Raw genomic sequence first — 22,300 nt, forward strand, 5'->3', positions numbered from 1 at the left:
AGTGGGACCAGAAACCTGCATCGAAAGCCACAAAAAAAGCCCCCGGCCCAGGCCGGAGGCTTTTTAAAAAGTAGCAGGCTCTGCTTTAAAGAGCATTTCGGAGGGCCGCAAAATCGGAGCTGCCGGCCGTGCGGTTGCGGCAGCTCAGCTGGTCGGCTTTGGTTTGAATGTTCTGGATGCGGGAACCCGGGTCGGGGTGGGTGCTCAGGAACTCGGGTGGGCTCTGCTGGCCCTCGTTCTGGGCCTTGATGAAAAAGCCCGCCGCCCCGTCGCAGGCGTAATAGTTGGTGCCGTTCAGGTACTCCACCGAGTAGGTGTCAGCCTCCGTTTCATAGTCGCGGCTGAATTTCAGCTGGCCCAGGCCGGAGGCCACGTCCGCCAGCGTGTTCTGGTTTTCGCCCAGCAGCAAGCTCAGCAGTACGCTGATGCCATACTGGTTTTGCAGCTGCCGGGAGGTATGCCGCCGGTCGGCGTGGGCAATTTCGTGACCCAGCACCCCAGCCAGCTGCGTTTCGTTGTCGAGGTACTTAATGAGTCCCGAGTACACGTAAATGTGGCCGCCGGGCGTAGCAAAGGCATTCTGGGTCTGGTCGTCGCGGATGATTTTTACGTCCCAGGGAAACTCGTTGCGGTACTGGAGCTTGCCGTTATCCAGCACCCGGGTGACAATGCGGCCCAGAGCAGCGTAGGCCTGGGGGTTGCTGCCGGGTTCCACCAGCTGGCCTTTAGCCCGGAAGGTGGAATCGGTTTGGGCGGCTACTTTCTGGCCCAGGGCCTTGTCGTCCTCCACGGAAAACAGTAGAACCCCGTCGCCGTCTTTAGAGCAGGAGGCCACACCGCCTAGCGTGAGGGCCAGGCCGGCCAGCAATCCGGTTTTTTGCAGAAGGTGGTGCATACGATGCGCGTCAAATTGAAATAAGGGAAAGGAGCGGATACCAGGCTCCTAGAAAAAACAATGCCAGAGCCGGTAGGCAGCCTAACGCGCCCGGCCGCTCATGTGTTGCGCCCGGTACCTCCCGCAACGGGCAAGAGAACGGTAAATCAGGTCGAAAAAATCAAGAGCAGCCAAGTGCCCGCACCCTTGGTGCCGTTGCTGCGTACAGGCAGGTACCGCTCGTGTTGGCGGTTCTGTAACTCCCTCGCTCCTCATGGCCACTGCCGCTGCTACCGCCCGCCCCAAAACCAAAAAGAAGCGTCTTGATCCGCTCACGGAGGCGCATTTATTGTATAAAGACCCCGCCCGGCAGGCTGAGCTGGCCGGGCTGCGCTACCTCACCGATACCAAGCCCGGGCTAACCCGCACGGCCACCAAAGCCGGGGAATTTGCCTATCTGAGCCCCAAAGGCGAGCCGGTGCAGGATGAGAAAACGCTGCACCGGATTCAGGGCTTCGTGATACCGCCAGCCTGGACGGATGTGTGGATTTCGCCTTCAGCCAACACGCATTTGCAGGTAACCGGCCGCGACGCCAAGGGCCGCAAGCAGTACCTCTATCACCCGGCCTGGGACCAGGCCCGGGCCCTTACCAAGTTCAGCCGGCTGCGGGCTTTCGGGGAAAAGCTGGCCGAGCTGCGCGCCCGCATGCACCGCGACCTGGCCCGCCCCCAGCTGGATAAGCCCAAGGTAGTGGCCCTGGTGCTTACGCTCATGGATCAATCGTTTATTCGGGTTGGGAACAAGGAATACGCCAAGAAAAACAAAACCTACGGCCTCACCACTCTGCGCGACAAGCACGTGCAGGTATCGGGGGCGGATGTCCGCTTCAGCTTTGTGGGCAAGAAAGGCGTACCGCACGATCTGACCATTCACGACCGGAAGCTGGCCCGGCTGGTGCAGAAGTGCAAGGAAATTCCGGGCCAGCACCTGTTTCAGTACTACGCCCCCGACGGGCACCGCCAGGAGCTGGAATCCGGGGATGTAAACGACTACCTGCACGAGGTTACCGGTATGGCGCTTTCCGCCAAAGACTTCCGCACCTGGGGTGGCACCGTGAAAATGGTGGAATGTCTGGAACGGATACTGGCCGATGAGCCAAACTTTCCCAAACCCAAAACCCTGAAACGGGCCATTAAGGACGTGGCCGAGAACCTGGGTAACACGCCCACCGTGTGCTCCAAATATTACATTCATCCCCAGGTAATTGAGCTTTTCAACTCCGATAAGCTCATCGACTACCTGCGCCGCCACGATGCCGACCCTACCGAACAGGACCTGCTCAGCCCCACCGAGCACATGGTGCTGGATATGCTGGCCGAGCTGGAAGGGCAGAAGTAGCAGAGAAGGTGACAAGTGCTGATTAGCCGGAGCACTTGTCACCTTATACCTATCTTACCGGTTATCGGCCGGAGCCGTCCCGGTCAAAAGCATGGGAAAGAACGTCGTGCTGGGTGCGGTCCTTGGTTTCGGGGCCGGGCTCCAGCACGTTGTTGCGTTTGGTATCAAAAAAACGGGTGCGCTTGCGCAGGCCGGCTACCTGCGAGGAATCCTGCACGGTGTCCTCATCGGGGCCGCCGTAGATGTCTATAAACGGCGACTTTCGCACGTGCCCCGTCAGCACGAATTCATCCTTACCCTCCAGGCCATGCAGCAGCACAGTGCGGGTGTCGGTGGGGTTGAAGCTGCGCTGGTAGAGGAGGGAAGTGCCGGGGTTTTTCTGGTTGAGCGGAAGCGAATAGACCGATACCACTGTAGCAGTATCAGCCCGGCGCTCCACCACAAACCGCTCAGCAGCATCGGTACCGGCCACCAGCACCTGCCGGGCCTTCAGCTGGTAAAATGTGCCGGCTACGGCTGGTAGCTGGGCCCGGCGGGCCTGCAGGGTGGAAATCAGCCGTGGGCCCTCCAGCCGGAACACCTCAGGCGGCAGTCCCTGCCGGACGGCCCGCACGATAACGCTGTCAGTGAGGCGCTGCTGTAATTCCCGGGCAGTACGCAGATATTCACTGCGCGGCACCGCCGCCAACGCCCGCTCATCCATAAACGCAGCATTACGGGTGTACCCTTCCACACTCTCAAACCGGGGACTGAATGTGCGGAACTTCGCCACCAGCTTGCTCGCCAGCCAAGACACCAGGCCGTCATCGAACCGGAAGAATACCTGGTCCCGGTCCTGCGGCACTGGTTTCCAGAGGGTACGTCCCCCCGGCTGGGCGTAGGCCGCCCAACTCCATTGGCCTTCGTGCCGGTCCCAGTCGCCGAGCCAGAGGTCCAGCAGGCGGGCGCGTACGTAGGCATTGCCGTCCAGTTGATGCTTGGGGGAAGCATAGCGTTCCGCCAGCACATCCTCCGATTCCTCCAGGTCCAGGGCTCCGGCTACCGGGCCGGCAATGTTCTGCTTGCCTTCGTATTTTTCTTCCAGCAAGACCACTTTGCCCTGAAAACGCTCCGAGGCCGACCCCAGGCCCTGCTCGTCGGCGCGTACGTAAAAAGCCCGGGGCGTTGTATGAGGCAGCCCGGCGGCCGCGGCCAGCGGGGGCACCACAAACGCTCCGTAAGGCATACCAGCCGATGTTGCGTCGCGCACAATTGTGAGCACAAAGCCTTGCCGCAACACCTTCGGCAGGGTGCGGTAAGGGTCTTTATCGAGGCTGCGCAGGGCGTAGCTCCGGCCGTCGGCTCCTACCAGGGTCATGCTGGTGGTTTGGAAGCCGCCCCCGATTTTGCCGAAGCGCAGGCCGCCGGGCACGGCCGTTTGCGGGTTGAACACGGGCAGGGTAACGGGCTGAGCCCAGGATGTGCGGTAGTGGCGGCCCAGAAAGAACCGGCCCAGCGGCCCGCGGTGGTAATGTCGACCGGCCGTTACCTGGGCACTGTCGGCAGTGGAGGGCAGAGGAGTGCGGAAAGCCAGCCGGGCATCGGGCTGAAAATAGGTGTTGCGGCTGCACCCGAAGGTGACGAGCAGCGTAGCAAGAAGAGTAGTTCGTGGCGTCATGCAGGGCGGAAAAGCGCGGCTAGGAGTTCCTTCAACGCAACTCGGCCAGAAAAGTCAATTCTCCGTTCTACAACCGCCAAGGCAGGGTTTGCGCTATAAGGCCTACTGTTCTAATGCGGGCACAGTGCCTACGTTCAAAATTCGTCTTTCGTGCTCTTCTCCTTGTCCAACTCCTGGGTAACTGCCAGCCTGAGTGGCAGCCTGCTGCTGGTATCGTGCTCAGCCCCGGCCCAGCCCCGGCCCGCCACCCGGCCCACCATTCGTCCCGACTCCACGGTGCAGGTGGCTGCCGGTCCGCAGTATGACCGGGGAGCCCTGCACCGGTTTTTCTGGGGCACGCACTACCGGCCGCTGTGGGGGCTGCCCGTGACGGCTCCGGTCTTCAACCTGCGCACGGCCGTGCCGGGCGGGCTTACTCCCATTCGGGAAGGCGGCTCGTTCCAGACCAAAAACCTGCGGCTGGTAGACCGCAACGGCGTGCAGTACGTGCTACGCTCCGTGGATAAGGATGCCACCAAAGCCCTGCCCGAAGGCCTGCAGGATGGCCCCATTGGTCGGCTCATGAAGGACCAGACCAGCGTTATTCATCCCTACGGGGCCTATATAGCCGCCCCGCTGGCCCAGGCGGCCGGGCTATACCACACCAACCCCCGGCTGGTATATGTAGCCGATGATCCCGCCCTGGGCGAATACCGTCAGAGCTTTGCCAATGCCCTCTACCTGTTTGAAGAGCGCCCCGAGGGAGACCAGCGTACCGTAACAAGCTTCGGTAACTCAGCCGCCGTGGAAAGCTCCCGCAAAGTATTCACGAACCTGGTAGCCAGCACCCGCTTCCGCGTAGATGCCCGGCAATACCTGCGCAGCCGCCTGTTTGATATGTGGCTGGGCGACTGGAGCCGGCGGGAGGACCAGTGGCGATGGGCCAGCTTTCCGGCGGCCTCCGGCCGCACGGTGTACCGCGCCATTCCCCGCGACCGGGACCATGCGTTCTTTAAGTTCGATGACGGTCTGCTCACCCACATCATTGGCTGGGTGAAAACCAACTACCAGAGTTTTCACGAAGAAATCCGGCTGGCTGATGTGGAGGGCCTTAACCAGGCCGCCCGGCCCATGGATAAATCGTTACTGGCCTACCTGAGTCGGGAGGATTTCCGGCAGGTGGCCGATTCGCTGCGCCAGGCGCTGCCCGATGCCGCTATTGACCGGGCTTTACGCGTGTGGCCCGCCGAAGTGCAGCAGATGAGCGCTACCGAATTCAGCCGCAAGCTGCGCCGCCGTCGGGAGCAGCTGCCCGCCGTGGCCGACAAGTTTTACCAGCTGCTGGCCCGGGATGTGGAGCTGCCCGGTACCGATGAAGCCGAGCGGTTTGTGGTGGAGCCGGCCGGGCCGGGGCTGGTGCGGGTGCAGCTGTTCCGACTCACGCCCGAAGGGGCCGTGCTGGTGCAGCAGCGCCAGTTCAGCCACCGCGAAACCCGGTCAATCAAGCTGTTCGGGCTGGGCGGCAATGATGGGTTTGAACTGCGCGGCCAGCCCGATGCCCGCATTGAAATTGGGGTGTACGATGGCGCCGGTCAGGACGTGGTAGAGGCCACGCCTGCTCCGACAAAGCGTCCGCCCAGCCGCCTCACCATTTACGACAGTGGGGACGGAAATACCCTGCGTACCGGCAAGCTCCGGCTGGAGAAGTACCAGCCCCGGGCCGAGGAGTTTGACGGAGCCGGCTGGCTGCTACGCCACCGGCTGTTTTGAGCCCGGCCAGACACAGGGAGTGCCGCCTGCTTCTATTGCCCGGCTGCCTATCTTTAGGCCCTATTCTGTTGGTATGCGCATTTTCGACGCTCCGGACTATCTGCAACTCTCGTTTCGCAGCGACCTGAATTTTTTGGTAGCCCGGTGGCTGCGGCCGGTTACGGGAGCCGAAACCCGGGAAGGCTATCAGCTTATTCTGGAAGCGGCCCGGCAGTGTAGCTGCCCCTATTGGCTGCTGGATGGCCGGCGACGCTTACCGGCCGACGCGGAAACTACCCGCTGGGGGCTGGAAGAGTTTTTTCCGCGGCTAGCCGAACTACTGGGCCAAACGGTGTACCTGAGTCAGCTTCTTTCGCCATCCTACCAGCAGCTCACGGACGCCTTGCCGGCTTTCTACACCGCCGAGCACGACCGGCAGCGTACCTATCAGATGCGCCGTTTCAATGACGAAACCACTGCCGTGCAGTGGCTGCAACAAGTGCAACGGCCTCATTAGCCACAGCAGGTTTAACCGAATACTTTCACTTTGTCTTTGTGCTCGGTGCGCAGATACTGACGGATAATCTGCTGGGCGTCCTTATTATCGTGGTAGCGGGTAATGGCGTCCCGGAAGTCCGGGAAACGACGGGCGGTGAAGGTTTCGTCCACATAGCCGAAACCCATGTACCGGCCGTTTTCCACCACTACCAGGCTTTTCTCATCGGGCCGGCGGCCGGCCCCGATTACCACGAAGGAGCCGTGCTCGTAGGTGAACGACTCAATGGCCTCTTCCACGCGCTTGTTGTACTCCTCGGCCGGCTCCAGCCCAATGCAGGCACCTTTGCAGCGGTGCACCTGGTAGTCAAAGCAGGAACCCTGGGTCTTGTACAGGTCGCAGAGCTTCTGGCAGAGGTTGAACTTGGCTACTTTATGAAACAGAAAGCCCTTGGCCTTGAACTGGTTGCCCAGCGCAATCAGCGGGTGCGACTGGGCGTGGTCGTCGGCGCGGCCGTAGTAGAGGCGCTTGTAGCCGTTCTCATCGGTGCGCAGGAAAATACCGGCCGGAAACACGGAGCGGCGCAGCTTGCGGTTGTACAGCGGCTTTAACCGCTTGATTTCGTGCGACTCGTACAACAATGCTACCAGCTCCGAACCCGTTAGCTCCCATGTAATATCCGAGATGGAGTTCTTGAACTCTATGCTCTTGCGCGACTTATAATCGACGGCAAAGTGCTGCTGAATCCGCTTATAGATGTTGATGCTCTTGCCCACGTAAATCACCTCCCCAGCCTCATCGTGGAAGTAATACACCCCCGCTTCCTGGGGCAGAGAAGCCACTTTCTCGGGGGTGATATTGGGTGGAAGCAGGGCAGTTTTGATAGCCTCCTGCACCGCCTTAAGCTTCCGGGGCGAAGGCTGCTTGCTGGTTTCGGGCTTGCGGCCGGCCGGGGCGTTGGCATCCACCACGGCCAGCGTATCGGCCGCGGGGCGGGTGCTGTCGGGGTCCTGCTGCTGACTGATGGCCAGTAGCCGCCCGAACAGAATGGCGGTGGCGGCGGCGTCGCCGGCAGCACGGTGGCGGCCGTTCAGCGGAATGCCAATGTTTTGGCACAGCTTGCCCAGACTGTAGCTGGGTTGCCCCGGCATCAGGGAGCGGCTCAGGCGCACCGTGCACAGGGTTTTGCGCGAGTAATTATACCCCAGATCGGCAAACTCCTTTTTCAGAAATGAGTAGTCGAACCGCACATTATGAGCCACAAACACACAGCCCTCAGTCATCTCCACCACTTTGCGGGCCACCTCGTGAAACTTAGGCGCATCGCGCACCATATCATCGGTGATGCCGGTGAGCTGCGTGATAAAGAAGGGAATGTTGCGGCCGGGGTTGAGCAGGGTGCTGAACTCGTCCACCACTTTTTCCCCATCGTGGATGTAAATGGCAATTTCCGTGATGCGGTCCTGCGTGGGCTGGCCCCCGGTGGTCTCAAGGTCGATGATGGCGTACAAAGGCGGCGTGCTACGAATGCGGCGGTATAGCTAAACAGATTGGTAACAAAGATACCCGGCCGGAAGGTTGCAACCACCGCTGCCTAAGTAGGTAGGCACGCAAAAAGCCCGCCTTGGGGGCGGGCTTTCTACACTAATACTACCGGACAAGGGTATTAGCGGGTACCTTTTTGCTGGGTAATCCAGTTCTTGGCCGACAGAATTTCGCCGTGCTGCTTCTGAATCACGTTACGAGCCTCTACCGGCAACTCATTGGAGCGCAGGGCCGTTTCGTAGGTTTTCAGCGCGGTGGCGTCGCCGGTTTCGCACTCACCCAGAATGGCCGAGTCGTCCTGGCCCGTTACGGCCGATTTGATGTTGATCCAGCCCCGGTGTACGGCGGCGGCAGCATCTGCTACCAAGCCTTCCACGGTACCTTCGCTTTCAGGGTTGATGCCGTACTGCTGGGCGTGCTGGCTAAGCTCCGAAGCAAACTGGGCGCGCTGCTGGCTCATCTGGCTAAGCTTCGATTTCAAATCGGGGCTGGATACGCCTTCAGCGGCTTCCTGGTAGCCTTTAGCGGCCGTTTTGTTGATTTCTACGAGGTCGTTGTATGCGCGGGCGGTTTCGCCGGTGATGGTTGACATAGGAAAGAAAATTAGGGTGGTAAAGAGCACATCGGCAGGTAGGGTGTTGGCCCGGGCTGCTGGGTGGTATACCGTACGGAGGCGGGCTGAGGTTGCGTACAAAATTTGGCTGCTGGTGCCGCACGGCATTCTCAGGGGACAAAAAAAAGGTCTGCCGGCAACGTGCCGACAGACCCTTCAGGCAGTAGCGCAGCTGCGGTATCAGGCCGCTTTGCCGGTTAGTCGGCCCCAGAGTCGTTGTAGCGCGTTGGGTTGCTTATTCTCAGGCTTCACGGAATCCTCGCCCTCGGCCGTATCGCCCAGCAGAAAGCCCCAGGGCTCGGTGGCTTTGTTGGCGTCCAGCACCACTTTGGCCACGGCCATCAGCGGAATGCTCAGAATCATGCCCGGCGTACCCCACAACTCCCCACCCAGAATCAGGGCCAGGATGGCAGCCAGCGGGTTGATGCTTACCTGCGAGCCGGTAATCATAGGCGTGATAAAGTTGCCTTCCAGAAACTGCACCACCACAAACACACCAATTACCAGCGCCGCCTGCACCGGGGAGCCGGTCTCCACCAGCGTGATAATGGCCGGAACAGTAGCCCCAATCATGATGCCGATGTAAGGAATGACGGCCAGCACCGAGGCGAAAATGGCGAAGAAGATGGCAAATTTCACTCCCAGCGCCAGCAGGCCGATGCCATTGAGAATGGATACGATGATAATCACCTTTACCAAGCCCGAAATGTAGGCCTGCACTACCGTCTGAATGTTATCGACGGTGTGCAGCACCGTGGTGCGCTTGTCCGGCGCCACAAACCGGAACATAAACTGGCGCAGATGGTCGCGGTAATACAGAAAGCAAAAGATGTAAATGAGTACCTGAGCCAGGTTGCTGAGTACGGCGGTAGTGGTGTTGAGCGTGGTGCCCAGATAAGAGCCACCCGATTTCTTAAGAGCCTTGATGGAGGTTTCCTTCAGGTCGGCGATGCTCATGGGCTGGTAGCCGAACTTCGTGTGGGCCCATTCCTGGATGTCGGTGAAAAACTGCATCATCTTGGTCTGCAGCTTCGGAATCTCATTTTTAAACTGAGCCAGCTGGGAGCCGAATCCCAGAATAATGCCCACAAACACGGCAATAACAAGCAGCAGGCACACTACAATGGCCAGTACCCGGGGTACCCCGCGCAATTCCAGCCAGCGGCAAATGGGCAACAGCAGCAGCGTGAACACCGCCGAGAACAGCAGCGGCAGCAGAATGTCGTCCAGAATTTTAAGCGTGTACACCAACAGCACTAGCCCCACCATAAAAAAGGCGAACTGAATGATGGGCGTTTGCTTTACTACCGGGCTGGGCTTGTGGCCGGAAGGCGGCAGATGGTGTTGTGCGTTGGGGTGCAGCATTTGCTAATATGATTGGTAATTGAGGGGAAAGAGAGGAAGCGGTTACGGGGAATTAACGCGAATTTTTTCCTGATTCGACCGTTGTGATTGGCGAAAGCGCCGGTAAAATGCTAACTTTACTAGCGAAATGCGGCGCGGAAAAGGTCAATTTTCTGCGTTATTTTACCCCGAATCTGATTTCTGGTTTTCTCTGATGGCTGAACAGCAAGTTTCTTCCGCTTCCCACGCATATACCGAAGACAGCATCCGCTCCCTCGACTGGCGGGAGCACATCCGGCTGCGTCCCGGTATGTACATCGGCAAGCTCGGCGACGGCTCAAGCTACGACGATGGTATTTACGTGCTGGTAAAGGAAGTCATCGACAACTCCATCGATGAGCACGTAATGGGCTACGGCCGCACCATCGACATCAAAATCTCCGACAGCCGGGTGCAGGTGCGCGACTACGGCCGGGGCATTCCGCTGGGTAAGGTGGTGGAGGTGGTCAGCAAGATTAACACGGGCGGCAAGTACGACAGCAAAGTCTTCCAGAAATCTGTTGGCTTGAACGGCGTAGGCACCAAGGCGGTTAATGCGCTTAGTAATTATTTTCTGGTGCAGAGCGTGCGCGACGGCCAACTGAAGGCCGCCGAGTTTGAACAGGGCCTGCTCAAAACCGACGCCCAGCCCCAGCCCACCAGCCAGCGCAATGGTACGCTGATGGTGTTCCAGCCCGACGACAGCATCTTCCGCAACTACCGCTTCATCCCGGAGTTCCTGGAAAGCCAGATCTGGAACTACTGCTACCTGAACGCGGGCCTCACCATCAACTTCAACGGCCAGCGCTACCACTCCGAAAATGGCCTCAAAGACCTGCTGGCCCGCAAGGCCGACCCCGAGGCCATGCGCTACCCCATTATCCACCTGAAAGGGGAGGATATTGAGCTGGCCCTTACCCACGGCAACGACTACGGCGAGGAGTACTACTCGTTCGTGAACGGGCAGTACACTACCCAGGGCGGTACTCACCTAGCTGCCTTCCGCGAGGCCGTGGTGAAAACCGTGCGCGAGTTCTACAAGAAAGAGTACGACGCGGCCGATATCCGGGGCTCCATTGTGGCTGCCATTTCGGTGCGGGTGCAGGAGCCGGTATTTGAAAGTCAGACCAAAACCAAGCTTGGTTCCCTCAATATGGGCCCCGATGGGCCAACTGTGCGCGGCTTCATCCTTGATTACGTCAAGGAGCACCTCGACAACTACCTCCACAAAAACCCGGCGGTAGCGGAGGCCCTTAAGAAACGCATTGAGCAGAGTGAGCGGGAGCGGAAGGACATGGCCGGGGTGAAAAAGCTGGCCAACCAGCGCGCCAAAAAGGCTAACCTGCATAACCGCAAACTGCGCGACTGCCGCCTGCACCTGGGCGAAACCAAGGACGAGGAAAAAGCCCTGCTTACCACCCTGTTTATCACCGAGGGCGACTCCGCGTCGGGCTCCATCACCAAGAGCCGCAACGTGGAAACGGAAGCCGTATTCAGCCTGCGGGGCAAGCCGCTCAACTGCTTCGGGCTGAAGAAGAAGATTGTGTACGAGAACGAGGAGCTGAACCTGCTGCAGCACGCCCTCAACATTGAAGAGGGCATCGAAAACCTGCGCTACAACCGCGTGGTCATTGCCACCGACGCCGACGTGGACGGCATGCACATCCGGCTGCTGCTGCTCACGTTCTTCCTGCAATTCTTCCCTGATCTGGTGCGCAACGGCCACGTGTTCATTCTGGAAACCCCGCTGTTCCGGGTGCGCAACAAGAAAACCACCATCTACTGCTACAACGAGCAGGAAAAACAGGCCGCCATGCGCCAGCTGGGCCGCAACCCCGAAGTGACGCGCTTTAAAGGCCTGGGCGAAATCAGCCCCGACGAGTTCGGCAAGTTCATCGGCGACAACATTAAGCTGGAGCCCGTGATTCTGCAGTCGGACCGCTCCATTCAGCAGGTGCTGACTTACTACATGGGCAAAAACACGCCCGCCCGCCAGGAATTTATCATCGACAACCTGCGGCAGGAAAAGGACTTGATAACCTCCGACGTGCTGCCTGTGGCGGAAGTAGCGGAAGAGGATCTGGCGTAATTTCAGGAGTTCCTCCGGCCGCTGGTCGGGGAGAGGTACAAGAACAATAACTGTGGCAGGTGCCACACCCTACCGTGTCAGAAGAAATGAACCCCCAAGACCCAAATTCGGAAGAGCAGCCTAACTTGTTCGGGGCTGGTGACTCTGTTGAATTTGGGGCTGCATCCGCCCCGACCGACGCTTCGCAGCTTGCGGTGAGTGAGGACGGTGAGCTGCTGCTGGAAATGGCGGCTATCGAATCAACCGCTGAGCTGGTATCCGAGGAACCCGCGCCCGAGGAGGAGCCCAAATTTGCGCCCGGCGAGACGATTCACGACGTAGCCACCGTGAATGGCATGTATCAGAACTGGTTTCTGGACTACGCCAGCTACGTGATTCTGGAACGGGCCGTACCCGCCATCGAAGACGGCCTCAAGCCCGTGCAGCGCCGCATTCTGCACGCCATGAAGGAAATGGACGATGGCCGCTTCAACAAAGTAGCCAACGTTATCGGGCAGACCATGCAGTACCACCCCCACGGCGACGCCAGCATCGGCGACGCCATGGTGAACCTGGGCCAGAAGGATTTGCTGATTGAAACCCAGGGTAACTGGGGCGACATCCGCACCGGCGACGGCGCGGCCGCGCCGCGTTACATCGAGGCCCGCCTCAGCAAGTTTGCCCTGGACGTGGTGTTCAATCCCGATATTACGGAGTGGCAGATGAGCTACGACGGCCGCAAGCGCGAGCCCACCACGCTGCCCGTGAAGTTCCCGTTGCTGCTGGCGCAGGGCGTGGAGGGCATTGCCGTGGGCCTGAGCACCAAGATCATGCCCCACAACTTCCGGGAGCTGTGCAAGGCCAGCATCGACGTGCTGCGGGGCCGCGACATTCAGCTGTTCCCGGACTTCCCCACCGGCGGCCTCTGCGACGTAACCAACTACAACGGCGGCCTGCGCGGCAGCAAAATTCGCCTGCGCGCCACCATTGAGAAGGTGGACAAAACCCTGCTCGCCATCCGCGACATTCCCTACGGCACCACCACCACGGCGCTGATGGAAAGCATTGTGAAGGCCTCGGAAGCCAATAAAATCAAGATTAAGAAGGTGGTGGACAACACCGCCGCCGAGGTGGAAATTCAGGTGCACCTGCCGGCCGGGGTGAGCCCCGACCTGACGATGGACGCCCTTTACGCCTTCACCGACTGCGAAATCAGCATCTCGCCCAATACCTGCGTGATTATTGAGGAGAAGCCGCGGTTTGTGGGGGTGGAGGACATGCTCAAGCTCAGCACCCAGAAAACGGTGCGTCTGCTGGAGCGGGAGTTGGAAATCCGCCAGGACGAGCTGCAGGAGAAGTGGCACTCGGCTTCACTGGAGAAGATTTTCATCGAAAACCGCATCTACCGTAAAATTGAGGAGTGCGAAACCTGGGAGGATATTCTGCAGACCATTGATGCCGGCCTGCGCAAGTTTGTGCGCGTGGAAGGGGAGAAGCCCAAAGCCAACGACCAGCGCATTGTGCTACGCCGCGCCATCACCGAGGACGACCTGACCCGGCTGACGGAAATCCGCATCAAGCGCATCAGCAAGTTTGATGGCTTTAAGGCCGAGGAGTACATTCAGCGCCTGGAAACGGAGCTGGCCGAGGTGGCCGACCATCTGGCCAACCTCACCCGCTACGCCATCAACTACTTTGAAGGGCTGCTGAAAAAGTACGGCGCCGGCCGGGAGCGGAAAACCCAGTTGCGCACCTTCGACGTGGTAACGGCCCAGAAAGTAGCCATTGCCAACCAGAAGCTGTACGTGAACCGTCAGGACGGTTTTGTGGGCTACGGCCTCAAAAAGGACGAAAAAGCCGAGTTTGTGGTGGATTGCTCCGACCTGGACGACATCATCAGCATCCGGCGCGACGGCACGTTCATGGTGAGCAAGATTGCCGAGAAAACCTTCGTGGGCAAGGATATCCTGCACGTGGGCGTGTATAACAAGAACGACGACCGGCTGGTGTACAACATGATTTACCAGGACGGGGCCTCGGGCATCAGCTTCGCCAAGCGCTTCCTGGTAACGGGCATCACCCGCGACAAGACCTACGACCTGACCAAGGGCACCAAGGGCACCAAAACGCTCTACCTCACGGCCAACCCCAACTCCGAGTCGGAGGTGGTGAATATACAGCTCTCGGATAAGGCGGCGGCCCGCGTGAAGCAGTTTGATTTCGATTTTGCCGAGCTGGCCATCAAGGGCAAGGGCTCGATGGGCAACATCGTAACCAAGCAGCCCATCAAGAAAATCGTGCAGAAAAGCCTGGGCGACTCCACCCTGGGCGGGCGCGAAACCTTCTTCGACAGCGTAGTGGGCCGTCTCAACCACGCCGGCCACGGCCGCTACCTGGGGGCCTTCGATACCGACGACACCCTGCTGCGCGTGTTCAAGGATGGTAGCTACGATTTGCAGTCGCCGGACCTGGCCCTGCACTTCGACATGGCCAACATGGTGCTGCTGCGCAAGCTGGAGCCTGATACCGTGCTAACGGCCGTGTACCAGGAGGGCGAGTCGAAAACCTACTTCGTAAAGCGGTTCAAGATTGAAACGAGCACCTTGGATAAGCGCTTCGTATTCATTTCCGAAACCAAGGGCTCCAAGCTGATTGCCGTGACGGCCAACCCCGAGCCCGAGGTGGAAATCAAGCTCCAGCGCGATAAAAAGGCCGACAAGGAAACCGAAAAGCTGCTCCTGCACGAGTTTATCGACGTGAAGGGCTGGAAGGCTCAGGGCAATAAGCTGGGCTACTTCAAGGTGCACGCCATCCAGCTGCTCACTGACGAAGGCCCCGAGCCGGAGCGCAAGGCGGCTAAGAAGAAAGCCGGCCCGGCCACCATACCACGGGCCACCGCGCCGGTTACGGCCGAGTCTCTGCCCGACCAGACGGGGCCCGTAGATATTTCAGATGCCGACGTGGCTCAGGCGCAGGCGGTCCTGAAAACGCCCAAGTCGCAGCTGAAACTGTTTTAAATTCACCGCATTTTCCGGGCTTTTCCCGGAACTACATGGCCGCCCAACTTAGTTGGGCGGCCATTATGCTGCTGAATGCTCAACTTTGCGCGTAATCAGGCGTCTTTTTCGTCGTTCGTCTTTGCCCCGTTATCCTTTGTTGCTGCCTGGTATGTTCCGTCTGGTTTGCTCCCTGGTTTGCTGGACGCTGCTGGCCTGGGCAATTCCGCAGCTAGGCCGGGCCCAAGCGGGCGGGCAGGCCGCACCGGCAGCCCTTTCTGCCCCCGATCCGGCCACGGCCCGGTTGCTGGCGGAAGCGGCTCGGCTGCAGAGTGAATACCACGAGTCGGAAGCCCTGGCTAAGTACGAGCAGGTGCTCAGCAAAGCACCGGCCACGTACGAGGCCCTGTGGCCGGCCGCTGTACTGAGCATCCGTATTGGTAGCCGCTACACCGATGAAACCCGGAAGGCGGCCTATTTTTCGGCGGCCCGGCTGTACGCCAACCGAGCCTTGGTGGTGCGGCCAGATGGAGCCGAAGGGCACTATGCCGAAGCGTTTTGCCTGGCAGCCCAGGCTCCGTTGCTCACGGCCCGGGGGCGGTTGCTGGCCTACCGGGAAATGCGTCCCCATGTATTCCGGGCTACGGAACTGCGCCCGGAGTGGGCCGATGCCTGGCAGTTGCTGGGCCGCTGGCACTACCGCGTGGACCATTACAACATTCTGGAGCGAATCTTCAGCCGGGTTTTTCTGGGCGGTATGCCCACCGGAGCCAGCACGTTCATGGCTATTGATGCGTTGCGCAAAGCCCATGAGCTGGATCCTCACCGTATCCAGTACGCCTATGACCTCGCGCGCGTGTACCTGAACCGGGGCCAGCAAACCCGCGCCACCGCCGTACTGCAGGAAGCTGTGACGCTGACGCCCGTTACGGTGGATGAATTGGAAACCAGCCGCCGCTGCCGCCGCATGCTGGAGCTACTGAACCGGCAGCTCCGCCGGCAGGTGCATCGTCGTCTGAAACGGCTGTAACCACTTACTGCCGAATTTGCCCCGTATCTTTAGACCAGTTTTTTATCGTTGCTCGTGTCTGCCTCCCATTTTTCTTGGTTTTCACTTGTGTTGGCCTCCGGCTGGCTGCTTGGCTGTGCCGAAGCCCCGACGGAGCGCCCTGAAAGCATGGTGAACCTGAAAACCGTGCAAAGCGGCCCGCATATTCAGGCCGAAGAACTTGACGGCGCTATTCAACGCCAGCCCCGCAGTGCCTCTTTGTATGCGCGTCGGGCTGCTTTCCGGCTGGAAGCAGGCCAGGTAGAGGCTGCCCTGAAGGATATTGAACAAGCAGTGGAGCTGGATGAGTCACCGGGCGAGTTCTACTTCACCAAGGCCCGGGCGCTGCGTGCCCAGGGCCGCATTAAATCGGCGCTGGCTGCCACCAACGAAGCCGCCCGCCGTGGGTTTGCCTCGCCTGAGTTGAACCTGCTGGTGGGGGAGATGCACTTGGCTACCCGCCGCTACCAGGATGCGCTGGACCAACTGGACCGCGCCCTGCAGCAGGAGCCGGACTTAGCCGCCGCCCTGTTTTATAAAGGCGTGGCCTACGTAGGCTTGCAGGATACCGTGCAGGCGCTGGATTACCTGCGGGCCAGTCTCGCCCGTGACCCCCGCCAACCCGAAACCCTGCACCAATTGGCCTTTCTGCTGAATGCCTTCCGGCAGCCCGCGCAGGCCGCGCAGTACGCGGCTAAAGGCCTGAAGCTGGCACCTACTTACGGTCCGCTCTGGTATGACTACGGCCGGCAGTTTGAGTTGCAGAACCAGCCCGACAGTGCTGCCCGCATCTACGCCCGTACCGTGCAGTTGGACACTACATTCTACCGGGCCGATTATCGCCTGGGGCTTGCGGCTTATAAAGGTCACCGGTACGCCCAGGCCATTCCGCATCTGCAGCGGGCTCTACGCCGCGCGCCGCGCCTGGAAAACGCCCGCCAAATGCTGGCCGAAAGCTTCGAAAGCCTGGCTCGTTGGGCTGAAGCCGCCGACCAGTACCGCTTGCTGGTGCAGGAAAACCCCGGCAACCGCCACTGGACTTACAAAGCCTGGAAAGTTGGCAACCGCTCCCGCGGAGTCATCGTGAATGAAACTCCGCGCCCGGCCCCCGTGGAGGCCATTGAGCCCCTCCAGGCCCAGCAGCCGGGGTTGTAGATGCTGAGGCGGGGAGTTTGCCGTTCAACACGCGAATAGTGCATTAGCAGAACATCAAACTCTCCATTTCACCACCTCACAATCTCATCACTTGCGTAACTTGCGGCCTCACGGCTGTTTGTATAGCCACAAATCCCATTTTATGCTCAATATCACCCTCCCCGACGGCTCGGTGCGCCAGTTTGTAGATGGCGCCACGGGCTACGACGTTGCTGCCGGCATCAGCGAAGGCCTCGCCCGCAATGCCCTTGGTGTGCGCGTCAACGGCGAAGTGCGCGACCTGCACCGCCCCATCGAACACGATGCTGAGGTGGCCATTCTCACCTGGAACGACCCCGACGGCAAGTCCACGTTCTGGCACTCCTCGGCGCACCTGATGGCCGAAGCGCTGGAAGCCCTGTATCCTGGCGTGAAGCTGGGCATCGGCCCCAGCATCGAAAATGGCTTTTACTACGACATCGACTTGGGTGAAGGCCGCGCCATCTCTACCGACGACCTGCCCGCCGTGGAGCAGAAAATGCTGGAGCTGGCCAAGAAAAAAAGCCAGTATCAGCGCCGCGAAGTCAGCAAGGCCGACGCCATTGCCTACTTCACCGAGAAGCAGGACCCCTATAAGCTCGATCTGCTGGAGCGCCTCGACGACGGCTCCATCACGTTCTATACCCAGGGTGATTTCACCGACCTCTGCCGCGGCCCCCATATTCCCGATACCTCGCCCATTAAGGCCGTTAAGCTGTTGAATGTGGCTGGGGCTTACTGGCGCGGCGACGAGAAAAACAAGCAGCTCACGCGCATCTATGGCATCACCTTCCCCAAAGCCAAGGAGCTGACGGAGTACCTGGAGAAGCTGGAAGAAGCCAAGCGCCGGGACCACCGCAAGCTGGGCAAGGAGCTGGAACTGTTTGCCTTCTCCGAGAAGGTAGGCGCGGGCTTGCCCCTGTGGTTGCCCAAAGGCACCGCCCTGCGTGAGCGGCTGGAGCAGTTTCTGCGCCGGGCGCAGGTAAAAGCCGGCTATTCGCCCGTGGTGACGCCCCACATCGGCTCCAAGGAGCTGTACGTGACCAGCGGCCACTACGAGAAGTACGGAGCCGACTCGTTCCAGCCCATCAAAACGCCGAACCCGGGCGAGGAATTCTTCCTCAAGCCCATGAACTGCCCCCACCACTGCGAAATCTACAAAACCAAGCCCCGCTCGTACCGCGACCTGCCGGTGCGCCTGGCCGAGTTTGGCACCGTGTACCGCTACGAGCAGTCGGGCGAGCTGCACGGCCTCACGCGGGTGCGCGGCTTCACCCAGGATGACGCCCACATCTTCTGCCGCCCCGATCAGGTGAAGGAGGAGTTCATGAAGGTAATTGACATCGTACTGTACGTGTTGCGCGCCCTCGACTTTCCCGACTTCACCGCCCAGATCTCCCTGCGCGACCCGGAAAACAAAACCAAGTACATTGGCACCGACGAGAACTGGGCTAAAGCCGAGCAGGCTATCATCGAAGCCGCCACGGAGAAAGGCCTGAACACGGTAACGGAGCTGGGCGAAGCCGCCTTCTACGGTCCCAAGCTCGACTTCATGGTGCGCGACGCCTTGGGCCGCAAGTGGCAGCTGGGTACCATTCAGGTGGATTACAATCTGCCCGAGCGGTTCGACCTGGAATACGTGGCCCCCGACAACTCCCGTCAGCGCCCCGTCATGATTCACCGCGCGCCGTTCGGCTCGCTGGAGCGTTTCGTGGCCGTACTCATCGAACACTGCGCCGGCAACTTCCCGCTCTGGCTCTCGCCCGAGCAGTTTGCCGTGCTGCCCATTTCGGAGAAGTACCACGACTACGCCCAGCAGGTGTACGACCAGCTAGTGCAGGCCGAGTTGCGCGGCACCGTGGATCACCGCGACGAGAAAATCGGCCGGAAAATCCGCGACGCGGAGGTTTCCAAGATTCCCTACATGCTCATCGTAGGGGAGAAGGAGCAGGCCGAGGGCGTGGTGTCCGTGCGCCGCCACGGCCAGGGTGACGTGGGCAGCATGCCCATTGCCGAGTTCATCAGCAGCTTCCAGCAGCAGGTGCAGGATATGATGGATGGGAAGGTAGCAACCGCCGAAACCCACTAATCCAAGCAGTCCGGCCAGCTACCCGGCTGGCCGGTGGCAGGCTCCCGTTACCCGCTTGGGTACGGGAGCCTGCTCGTTCCTGGCCGCCCCAGGAGCATAATTTTACATAGGCTTTTTTGAGCGTTTGGAAAAAAAGCCGGATATTCGCCCGCTGATTGAACCCATGCGGACCAACTAGTGTCCGGTCAATCACGCGCAAAACCGACTTTCACCTTAAGGAGAAACCGCCATAGCTACCCCCAACCGCCGCTACATCCCTCGCACCCAGGTCGAGGAGCCGTTCAAAATCAACCAGAAGATTACGGCCCGTGAAATTCGCCTCGTTGGCGACAACGTGGAGCAAGGCATCTATTCCACTGACCAGGCTCGTCGCATGGCTCAGGAACAAAACCTGGACCTGGTAGAAATTTCCCCCACGGCCGTACCGCCGGTATGCCGCATTATCGACTACTCGAAATTTAAGTACGAGCAGAAGAAGAAGACCCGCGAGCTGAAGGCCAAGCAGACCAAAGTAGTCATTAAGGAAATCCGTTTCGGACCCAACACTGATGACCACGACTTTGCCTTTAAGCTAAAGCACGCCCAGGAGTTTTTGCGGGAAGGTGCCAAGATTAAGGCGTACGTGCACTTCGTTGGCCGTAGCATTGTGTTCAAAGAGCGGGGCGAAATCCTGCTGCTCAAGTTTGCCCAGGCTCTGGAAGACCTGGCTAAAGTAGAGCAGTTGCCCAAGCTGGAAGGCAAGCGCATGTTCCTGTACCTGGCTCCCAAAGCCGTAGCCCCGGCTAAACCAGCCAAGGCCGCTGCCCCGAAGGAAGGTGGTAAAGAAGCTCCCAAGGAAGCTAAACCTGCCGCTGCTCCCGCCGATAAGGCTGCTGAATAGCTTTTCCGGGGCTTCGGCCCCACTTTTACGCTGGCGCACCGGCCCTAGGCAGCCGACCGCCGCAGTTTTTCACCTTTTATCACCACCACAATGCCGAAAATGAAGACCAAGTCCGGCGCCAAGAAGCGTTTCTCGCTGACCGGCACGGGCAAGATCAAGCGTAAGCACGCCTTCAAAAGCCACATCCTGACCAAGAAAACCACCAAGCAGAAGCGTGCCCTCACGCACGTTGGTCTGGTTTCCTCGGCCGACATGAACCGCGTGAAGGACATGCTCAACCTGTAATTGGTTGCTGGTTTTCGGGTTTCGGCTGATTTGATCAACCGCTAGGCCTAAGACCAATTACCGAGAACAAACAACTCATTTTTCACCAGGCGTCCGGTAGACTCCAAGCTGCGGCAGATATGTCCGCCGCCGGCCGCCAAAAACAACTCTGGTTATGCCAAGAAGTGTAAACCACGCGGCCTCGCGCCACCGTCGGAAAAAAGTAATGCGTTTGGCGAAAGGCTACTATGGCCGTCGCAAAAACGTATGGACCGTTGCCAAAAATGCCGTTGAGAAAGGCCTGCTCTATGCTTACCGTGACCGTAAGGTTAAGAAGCGTGAGTTCCGTGCCCTCTGGATTCAGCGTATCAACGCTGGTGCCCGTGAGCATGGTATGTCGTACTCGCAGCTGATGGGCGGCCTGAAGAAGGCGGGCATTGAACTGAACCGTAAGGTTCTGGCTGACCTTGCCCTGAACCACCCCGAAGCCTTCAAAGGCATCGTGGAAAAAATCAAGTAAGCTGCTTACTGAGGGGTTTGCCCCACCGAAACACCTGACCTGTTCGCATGGGTCAGGTGTTTTTTTATGTGCTTAATTTTCGTCACAGGCAGTAGCAGCTACTAGCCTAGAACTTGCTACAGCGTGTGAAAAATTAATTCTTAAAACCGGGCCTCAGAACAGCCAAGTGGGGGGCTATAAGTGCCGGATGGACACAGGCATGCCCTGCTACTGATTGGTTGGCTGACTACAGGCCCAGGCCCGTGCGGTAGGTACATCAGTGAAATAGCGTAGCTCGATGGGCAGACCCTGCACCGGGGAAGTATATTCTTCCTGAATCAGGGCCCGGTTAAATCCATCTTCCGACTCAACAATAGCTAGGCGCCGGAGGCCATTAGTAGCCAATGCCGGCAGAATTTCCGCGCCAATCCAGGCCAGATCTTCTCGTTCCATTGGGCCCAGGCGCCGGTCATCCGCAATCCAGGCTTCAGCGTGGTGCTGTCGCACGAATACCACTGCCTGCTGAATCGCCTCCCGAAAAAACGAGCTGCTGACGTAGTCGCCCCACACCGCTTCCAGGGCGTTGCAGCCAATGTTGTGCAGATAAAACGTAACAAAGGGAAATGAGGCGAGATGCACCATTCGTATAAGCCCGAAATAATTGAGTACCCACCTGCGTAGGTCGGCACACGTGATGGAATAAGCAATAAAACGCAGTACGAATACTGCCGGGTAAGATACTATACATATATAATCTTGATCGGGTAGCTGCCGTCCGCCTGGAAGTAGCAAGAGCTGGGGCGAACCCAAAACGATAAAGATGTCAGGCGGATAAGATCGGGTAGAAGCCAATGAAAAAACGGCTTCTCCGATCTGGAAAAGCCGTTTTTGCAAGTAGCGGGGACGAGAGTTGAACTCGTGACCTCAGGGTTATGAATCCTGTGCTCTAACCAACTGAGCTACCCCGCCCTGTTTTGGTGGTGCAAATGTAGGAACAAGATTTGACGTAATGCAAGTGTTGTGCAAAAAAAAACCCGCGTATATTGGCTGCCGGGCCACTTTCACCAATCAGCCTCCCGCCCTAAATTCTTTACTCTGTTCTGCTTATGCCGCTTTCCGCTACTCGCCTCAAGCACCGTTTTACGGTTGAATACCCCGTGAATGCTTCTCCCAAAATTCTGTATCCGTACTTAGCTACGGCTTCGGGCCTTTCGCACTGGTTCTGTCAGGACGTGAAAATTGAAGGCGGACACGTGTATAATTTCATCTGGGACAACCAGCCGCACTTTGCCGAAATGGCCTCGCACCGCACCAACCGCTCCGTGCGGTTTGTGTTTCTGGACGATAACAAGCGCCATACTCCCGACGCCAATTACCTCGATTTTCTGATTGAAGAGTCGCAGCTGACCCAGGAAGTGTATCTGCGGGTAGTTGACTACTCGGAGGAGGCCGATACTATTGAGCTGCAGGAAATGTGGGATAATCTGATCCAGAACCTGCGCGAGCAGGTGGGCGGCTAACAACGCCACCCGACTCTTGTGGAGAGGAGCAGGCACGAAACGAACCGTATCTTCGTTTCCTGTTTGCT

The 22,300-nt window shown here is 59.1% G+C and carries 17 protein-coding genes, 1 tRNA gene and 1 pseudogene; 12 read left to right on the top strand and 7 right to left on the bottom strand.

What is annotated here, in order from left to right; genetic code table 11:
* Window positions 1–85 precede the first annotated feature (85 nt).
* The gene (locus ACN19L_RS02350; protein ID WP_426491948.1) at window positions 86–895 is read right to left on the bottom strand and encodes a M48 family metalloprotease; all 810 of its coding nucleotides are present in this window, start codon (window positions 893–895) and stop codon (window positions 86–88) included.
* Window positions 896–1,148: 253 nt separating this feature from the next.
* On the opposite strand from ACN19L_RS02350, the gene ACN19L_RS02355 reads away from it, so the two are divergent.
* Window positions 1,149–2,273, top strand: a complete 1,125-nt coding sequence (locus ACN19L_RS02355; protein ID WP_426491949.1) for a DNA topoisomerase IB — start codon at window positions 1,149–1,151, stop codon at window positions 2,271–2,273.
* Window positions 2,274–2,334: 61 nt separating this feature from the next.
* On the opposite strand, the gene ACN19L_RS02360 is transcribed toward ACN19L_RS02355, so the two are convergent.
* Window positions 2,335–3,930 carry a hypothetical protein gene (locus ACN19L_RS02360; RefSeq protein WP_426491950.1) on the bottom strand — a complete coding sequence of 532 codons (1,596 nt, stop codon included), beginning with the start codon at window positions 3,928–3,930 and terminating at the stop codon, window positions 2,335–2,337.
* A gap of 162 nt (window positions 3,931–4,092) precedes the next feature.
* On the opposite strand from ACN19L_RS02360, the gene ACN19L_RS02365 reads away from it, so the two are divergent.
* Together ACN19L_RS02365 and ACN19L_RS02370 are read left to right on the top strand one after the other, a co-directional pair.
* The gene (locus tag ACN19L_RS02365) at window positions 4,093–5,679 is read left to right on the top strand and encodes a hypothetical protein (RefSeq protein WP_426491951.1); all 1,587 of its coding nucleotides are present in this window, start codon (window positions 4,093–4,095) and stop codon (window positions 5,677–5,679) included.
* 73 nt (window positions 5,680–5,752) lie between these two features.
* Entirely contained in the window at window positions 5,753–6,175 is a 423-nt protein-coding gene (locus ACN19L_RS02370) for a hypothetical protein (RefSeq protein WP_426491952.1), read from the top strand.
* An 11-nt stretch (window positions 6,176–6,186) separates the two neighbouring features.
* On the opposite strand, the gene ACN19L_RS02375 is transcribed toward ACN19L_RS02370, so the two are convergent.
* From ACN19L_RS02375 to ACN19L_RS02385, 3 genes are all read right to left on the bottom strand, one after another.
* Complete coding sequence (locus tag ACN19L_RS02375) at window positions 6,187–7,665, bottom strand: exonuclease domain-containing protein (protein ID WP_426491953.1); 1,479 nt, start codon at window positions 7,663–7,665, stop codon at window positions 6,187–6,189.
* 155 nt (window positions 7,666–7,820) lie between these two features.
* On the bottom strand, window positions 7,821–8,291 hold the full coding sequence (locus tag ACN19L_RS02380; protein WP_426491954.1) for a ferritin-like domain-containing protein: 471 nt from the start codon (window positions 8,289–8,291) through the stop codon (window positions 7,821–7,823).
* A gap of 201 nt (window positions 8,292–8,492) precedes the next feature.
* Entirely contained in the window at window positions 8,493–9,677 is a 1,185-nt protein-coding gene (locus ACN19L_RS02385; protein WP_426491955.1) for an AI-2E family transporter, read from the bottom strand.
* Between the two features lie 193 nt (window positions 9,678–9,870).
* Here ACN19L_RS02385 and ACN19L_RS02390 point away from each other — a divergent pair, with 193 nt between their 5' ends.
* From ACN19L_RS02390 to rplT, 8 genes and pseudogenes are all read left to right on the top strand, one after another.
* A complete protein-coding gene (locus ACN19L_RS02390) occupies window positions 9,871–11,784 on the top strand; it encodes a DNA topoisomerase IV subunit B (protein ID WP_426491956.1) in 1,914 nt (637 codons plus the stop codon).
* Window positions 11,785–12,008: 224 nt separating this feature from the next.
* Window positions 12,009–14,780 (top strand): DNA gyrase/topoisomerase IV subunit A, encoded by a 2,772-nt coding sequence (locus tag ACN19L_RS02395; RefSeq protein ID WP_426493561.1) that lies wholly within the window; start codon window positions 12,009–12,011, stop codon window positions 14,778–14,780.
* A 151-nt stretch (window positions 14,781–14,931) separates the two neighbouring features.
* On the top strand, window positions 14,932–15,789 hold the full coding sequence (locus tag ACN19L_RS02400) for a hypothetical protein (protein ID WP_426491957.1): 858 nt from the start codon (window positions 14,932–14,934) through the stop codon (window positions 15,787–15,789).
* Between the two features lie 87 nt (window positions 15,790–15,876).
* The gene (locus ACN19L_RS02405; RefSeq protein WP_426491958.1) at window positions 15,877–16,962 is read left to right on the top strand and encodes a tetratricopeptide repeat protein; all 1,086 of its coding nucleotides are present in this window, start codon (window positions 15,877–15,879) and stop codon (window positions 16,960–16,962) included.
* Window positions 16,963–17,104: 142 nt separating this feature from the next.
* Window positions 17,105–19,069, top strand: coding sequence for a threonine--tRNA ligase (thrS, locus tag ACN19L_RS02410; RefSeq protein WP_426491959.1), 1,965 nt, complete (start codon window positions 17,105–17,107; stop codon window positions 19,067–19,069).
* 229 nt (window positions 19,070–19,298) lie between these two features.
* Window positions 19,299–19,856: pseudogene (gene infC, locus ACN19L_RS02415) on the top strand (translation initiation factor IF-3); the annotation flags it as partial.
* Between the two features lie 183 nt (window positions 19,857–20,039).
* Complete coding sequence (gene rpmI, locus ACN19L_RS02420) at window positions 20,040–20,234, top strand: 50S ribosomal protein L35 (RefSeq protein WP_226268612.1); 195 nt, start codon at window positions 20,040–20,042, stop codon at window positions 20,232–20,234.
* Window positions 20,235–20,388: 154 nt separating this feature from the next.
* Complete coding sequence (gene rplT / locus ACN19L_RS02425) at window positions 20,389–20,733, top strand: 50S ribosomal protein L20 (protein WP_125423859.1); 345 nt, start codon at window positions 20,389–20,391, stop codon at window positions 20,731–20,733.
* A gap of 207 nt (window positions 20,734–20,940) precedes the next feature.
* Here the strand turns inward: rplT and ACN19L_RS02430 are convergent, their stop codons facing one another.
* Together ACN19L_RS02430 and ACN19L_RS02435 are read right to left on the bottom strand one after the other, a co-directional pair.
* A complete protein-coding gene (locus ACN19L_RS02430) occupies window positions 20,941–21,354 on the bottom strand; it encodes a hypothetical protein (RefSeq protein ID WP_426491960.1) in 414 nt (137 codons plus the stop codon).
* A 253-nt stretch (window positions 21,355–21,607) separates the two neighbouring features.
* Window positions 21,608–21,681, bottom strand: a tRNA-Met gene (locus tag ACN19L_RS02435).
* A 137-nt stretch (window positions 21,682–21,818) separates the two neighbouring features.
* On the opposite strand from ACN19L_RS02435, the gene ACN19L_RS02440 reads away from it, so the two are divergent.
* Window positions 21,819–22,232, top strand: a complete 414-nt coding sequence (locus ACN19L_RS02440; protein ID WP_426491961.1) for an START-like domain-containing protein — start codon at window positions 21,819–21,821, stop codon at window positions 22,230–22,232.
* Window positions 22,233–22,300: the final 68 nt, after the last annotated feature.

This window comes from Hymenobacter sp. 102, from assembly GCF_049949205.1.
GTDB lineage: Bacteria > Bacteroidota > Bacteroidia > Cytophagales > Hymenobacteraceae > Hymenobacter.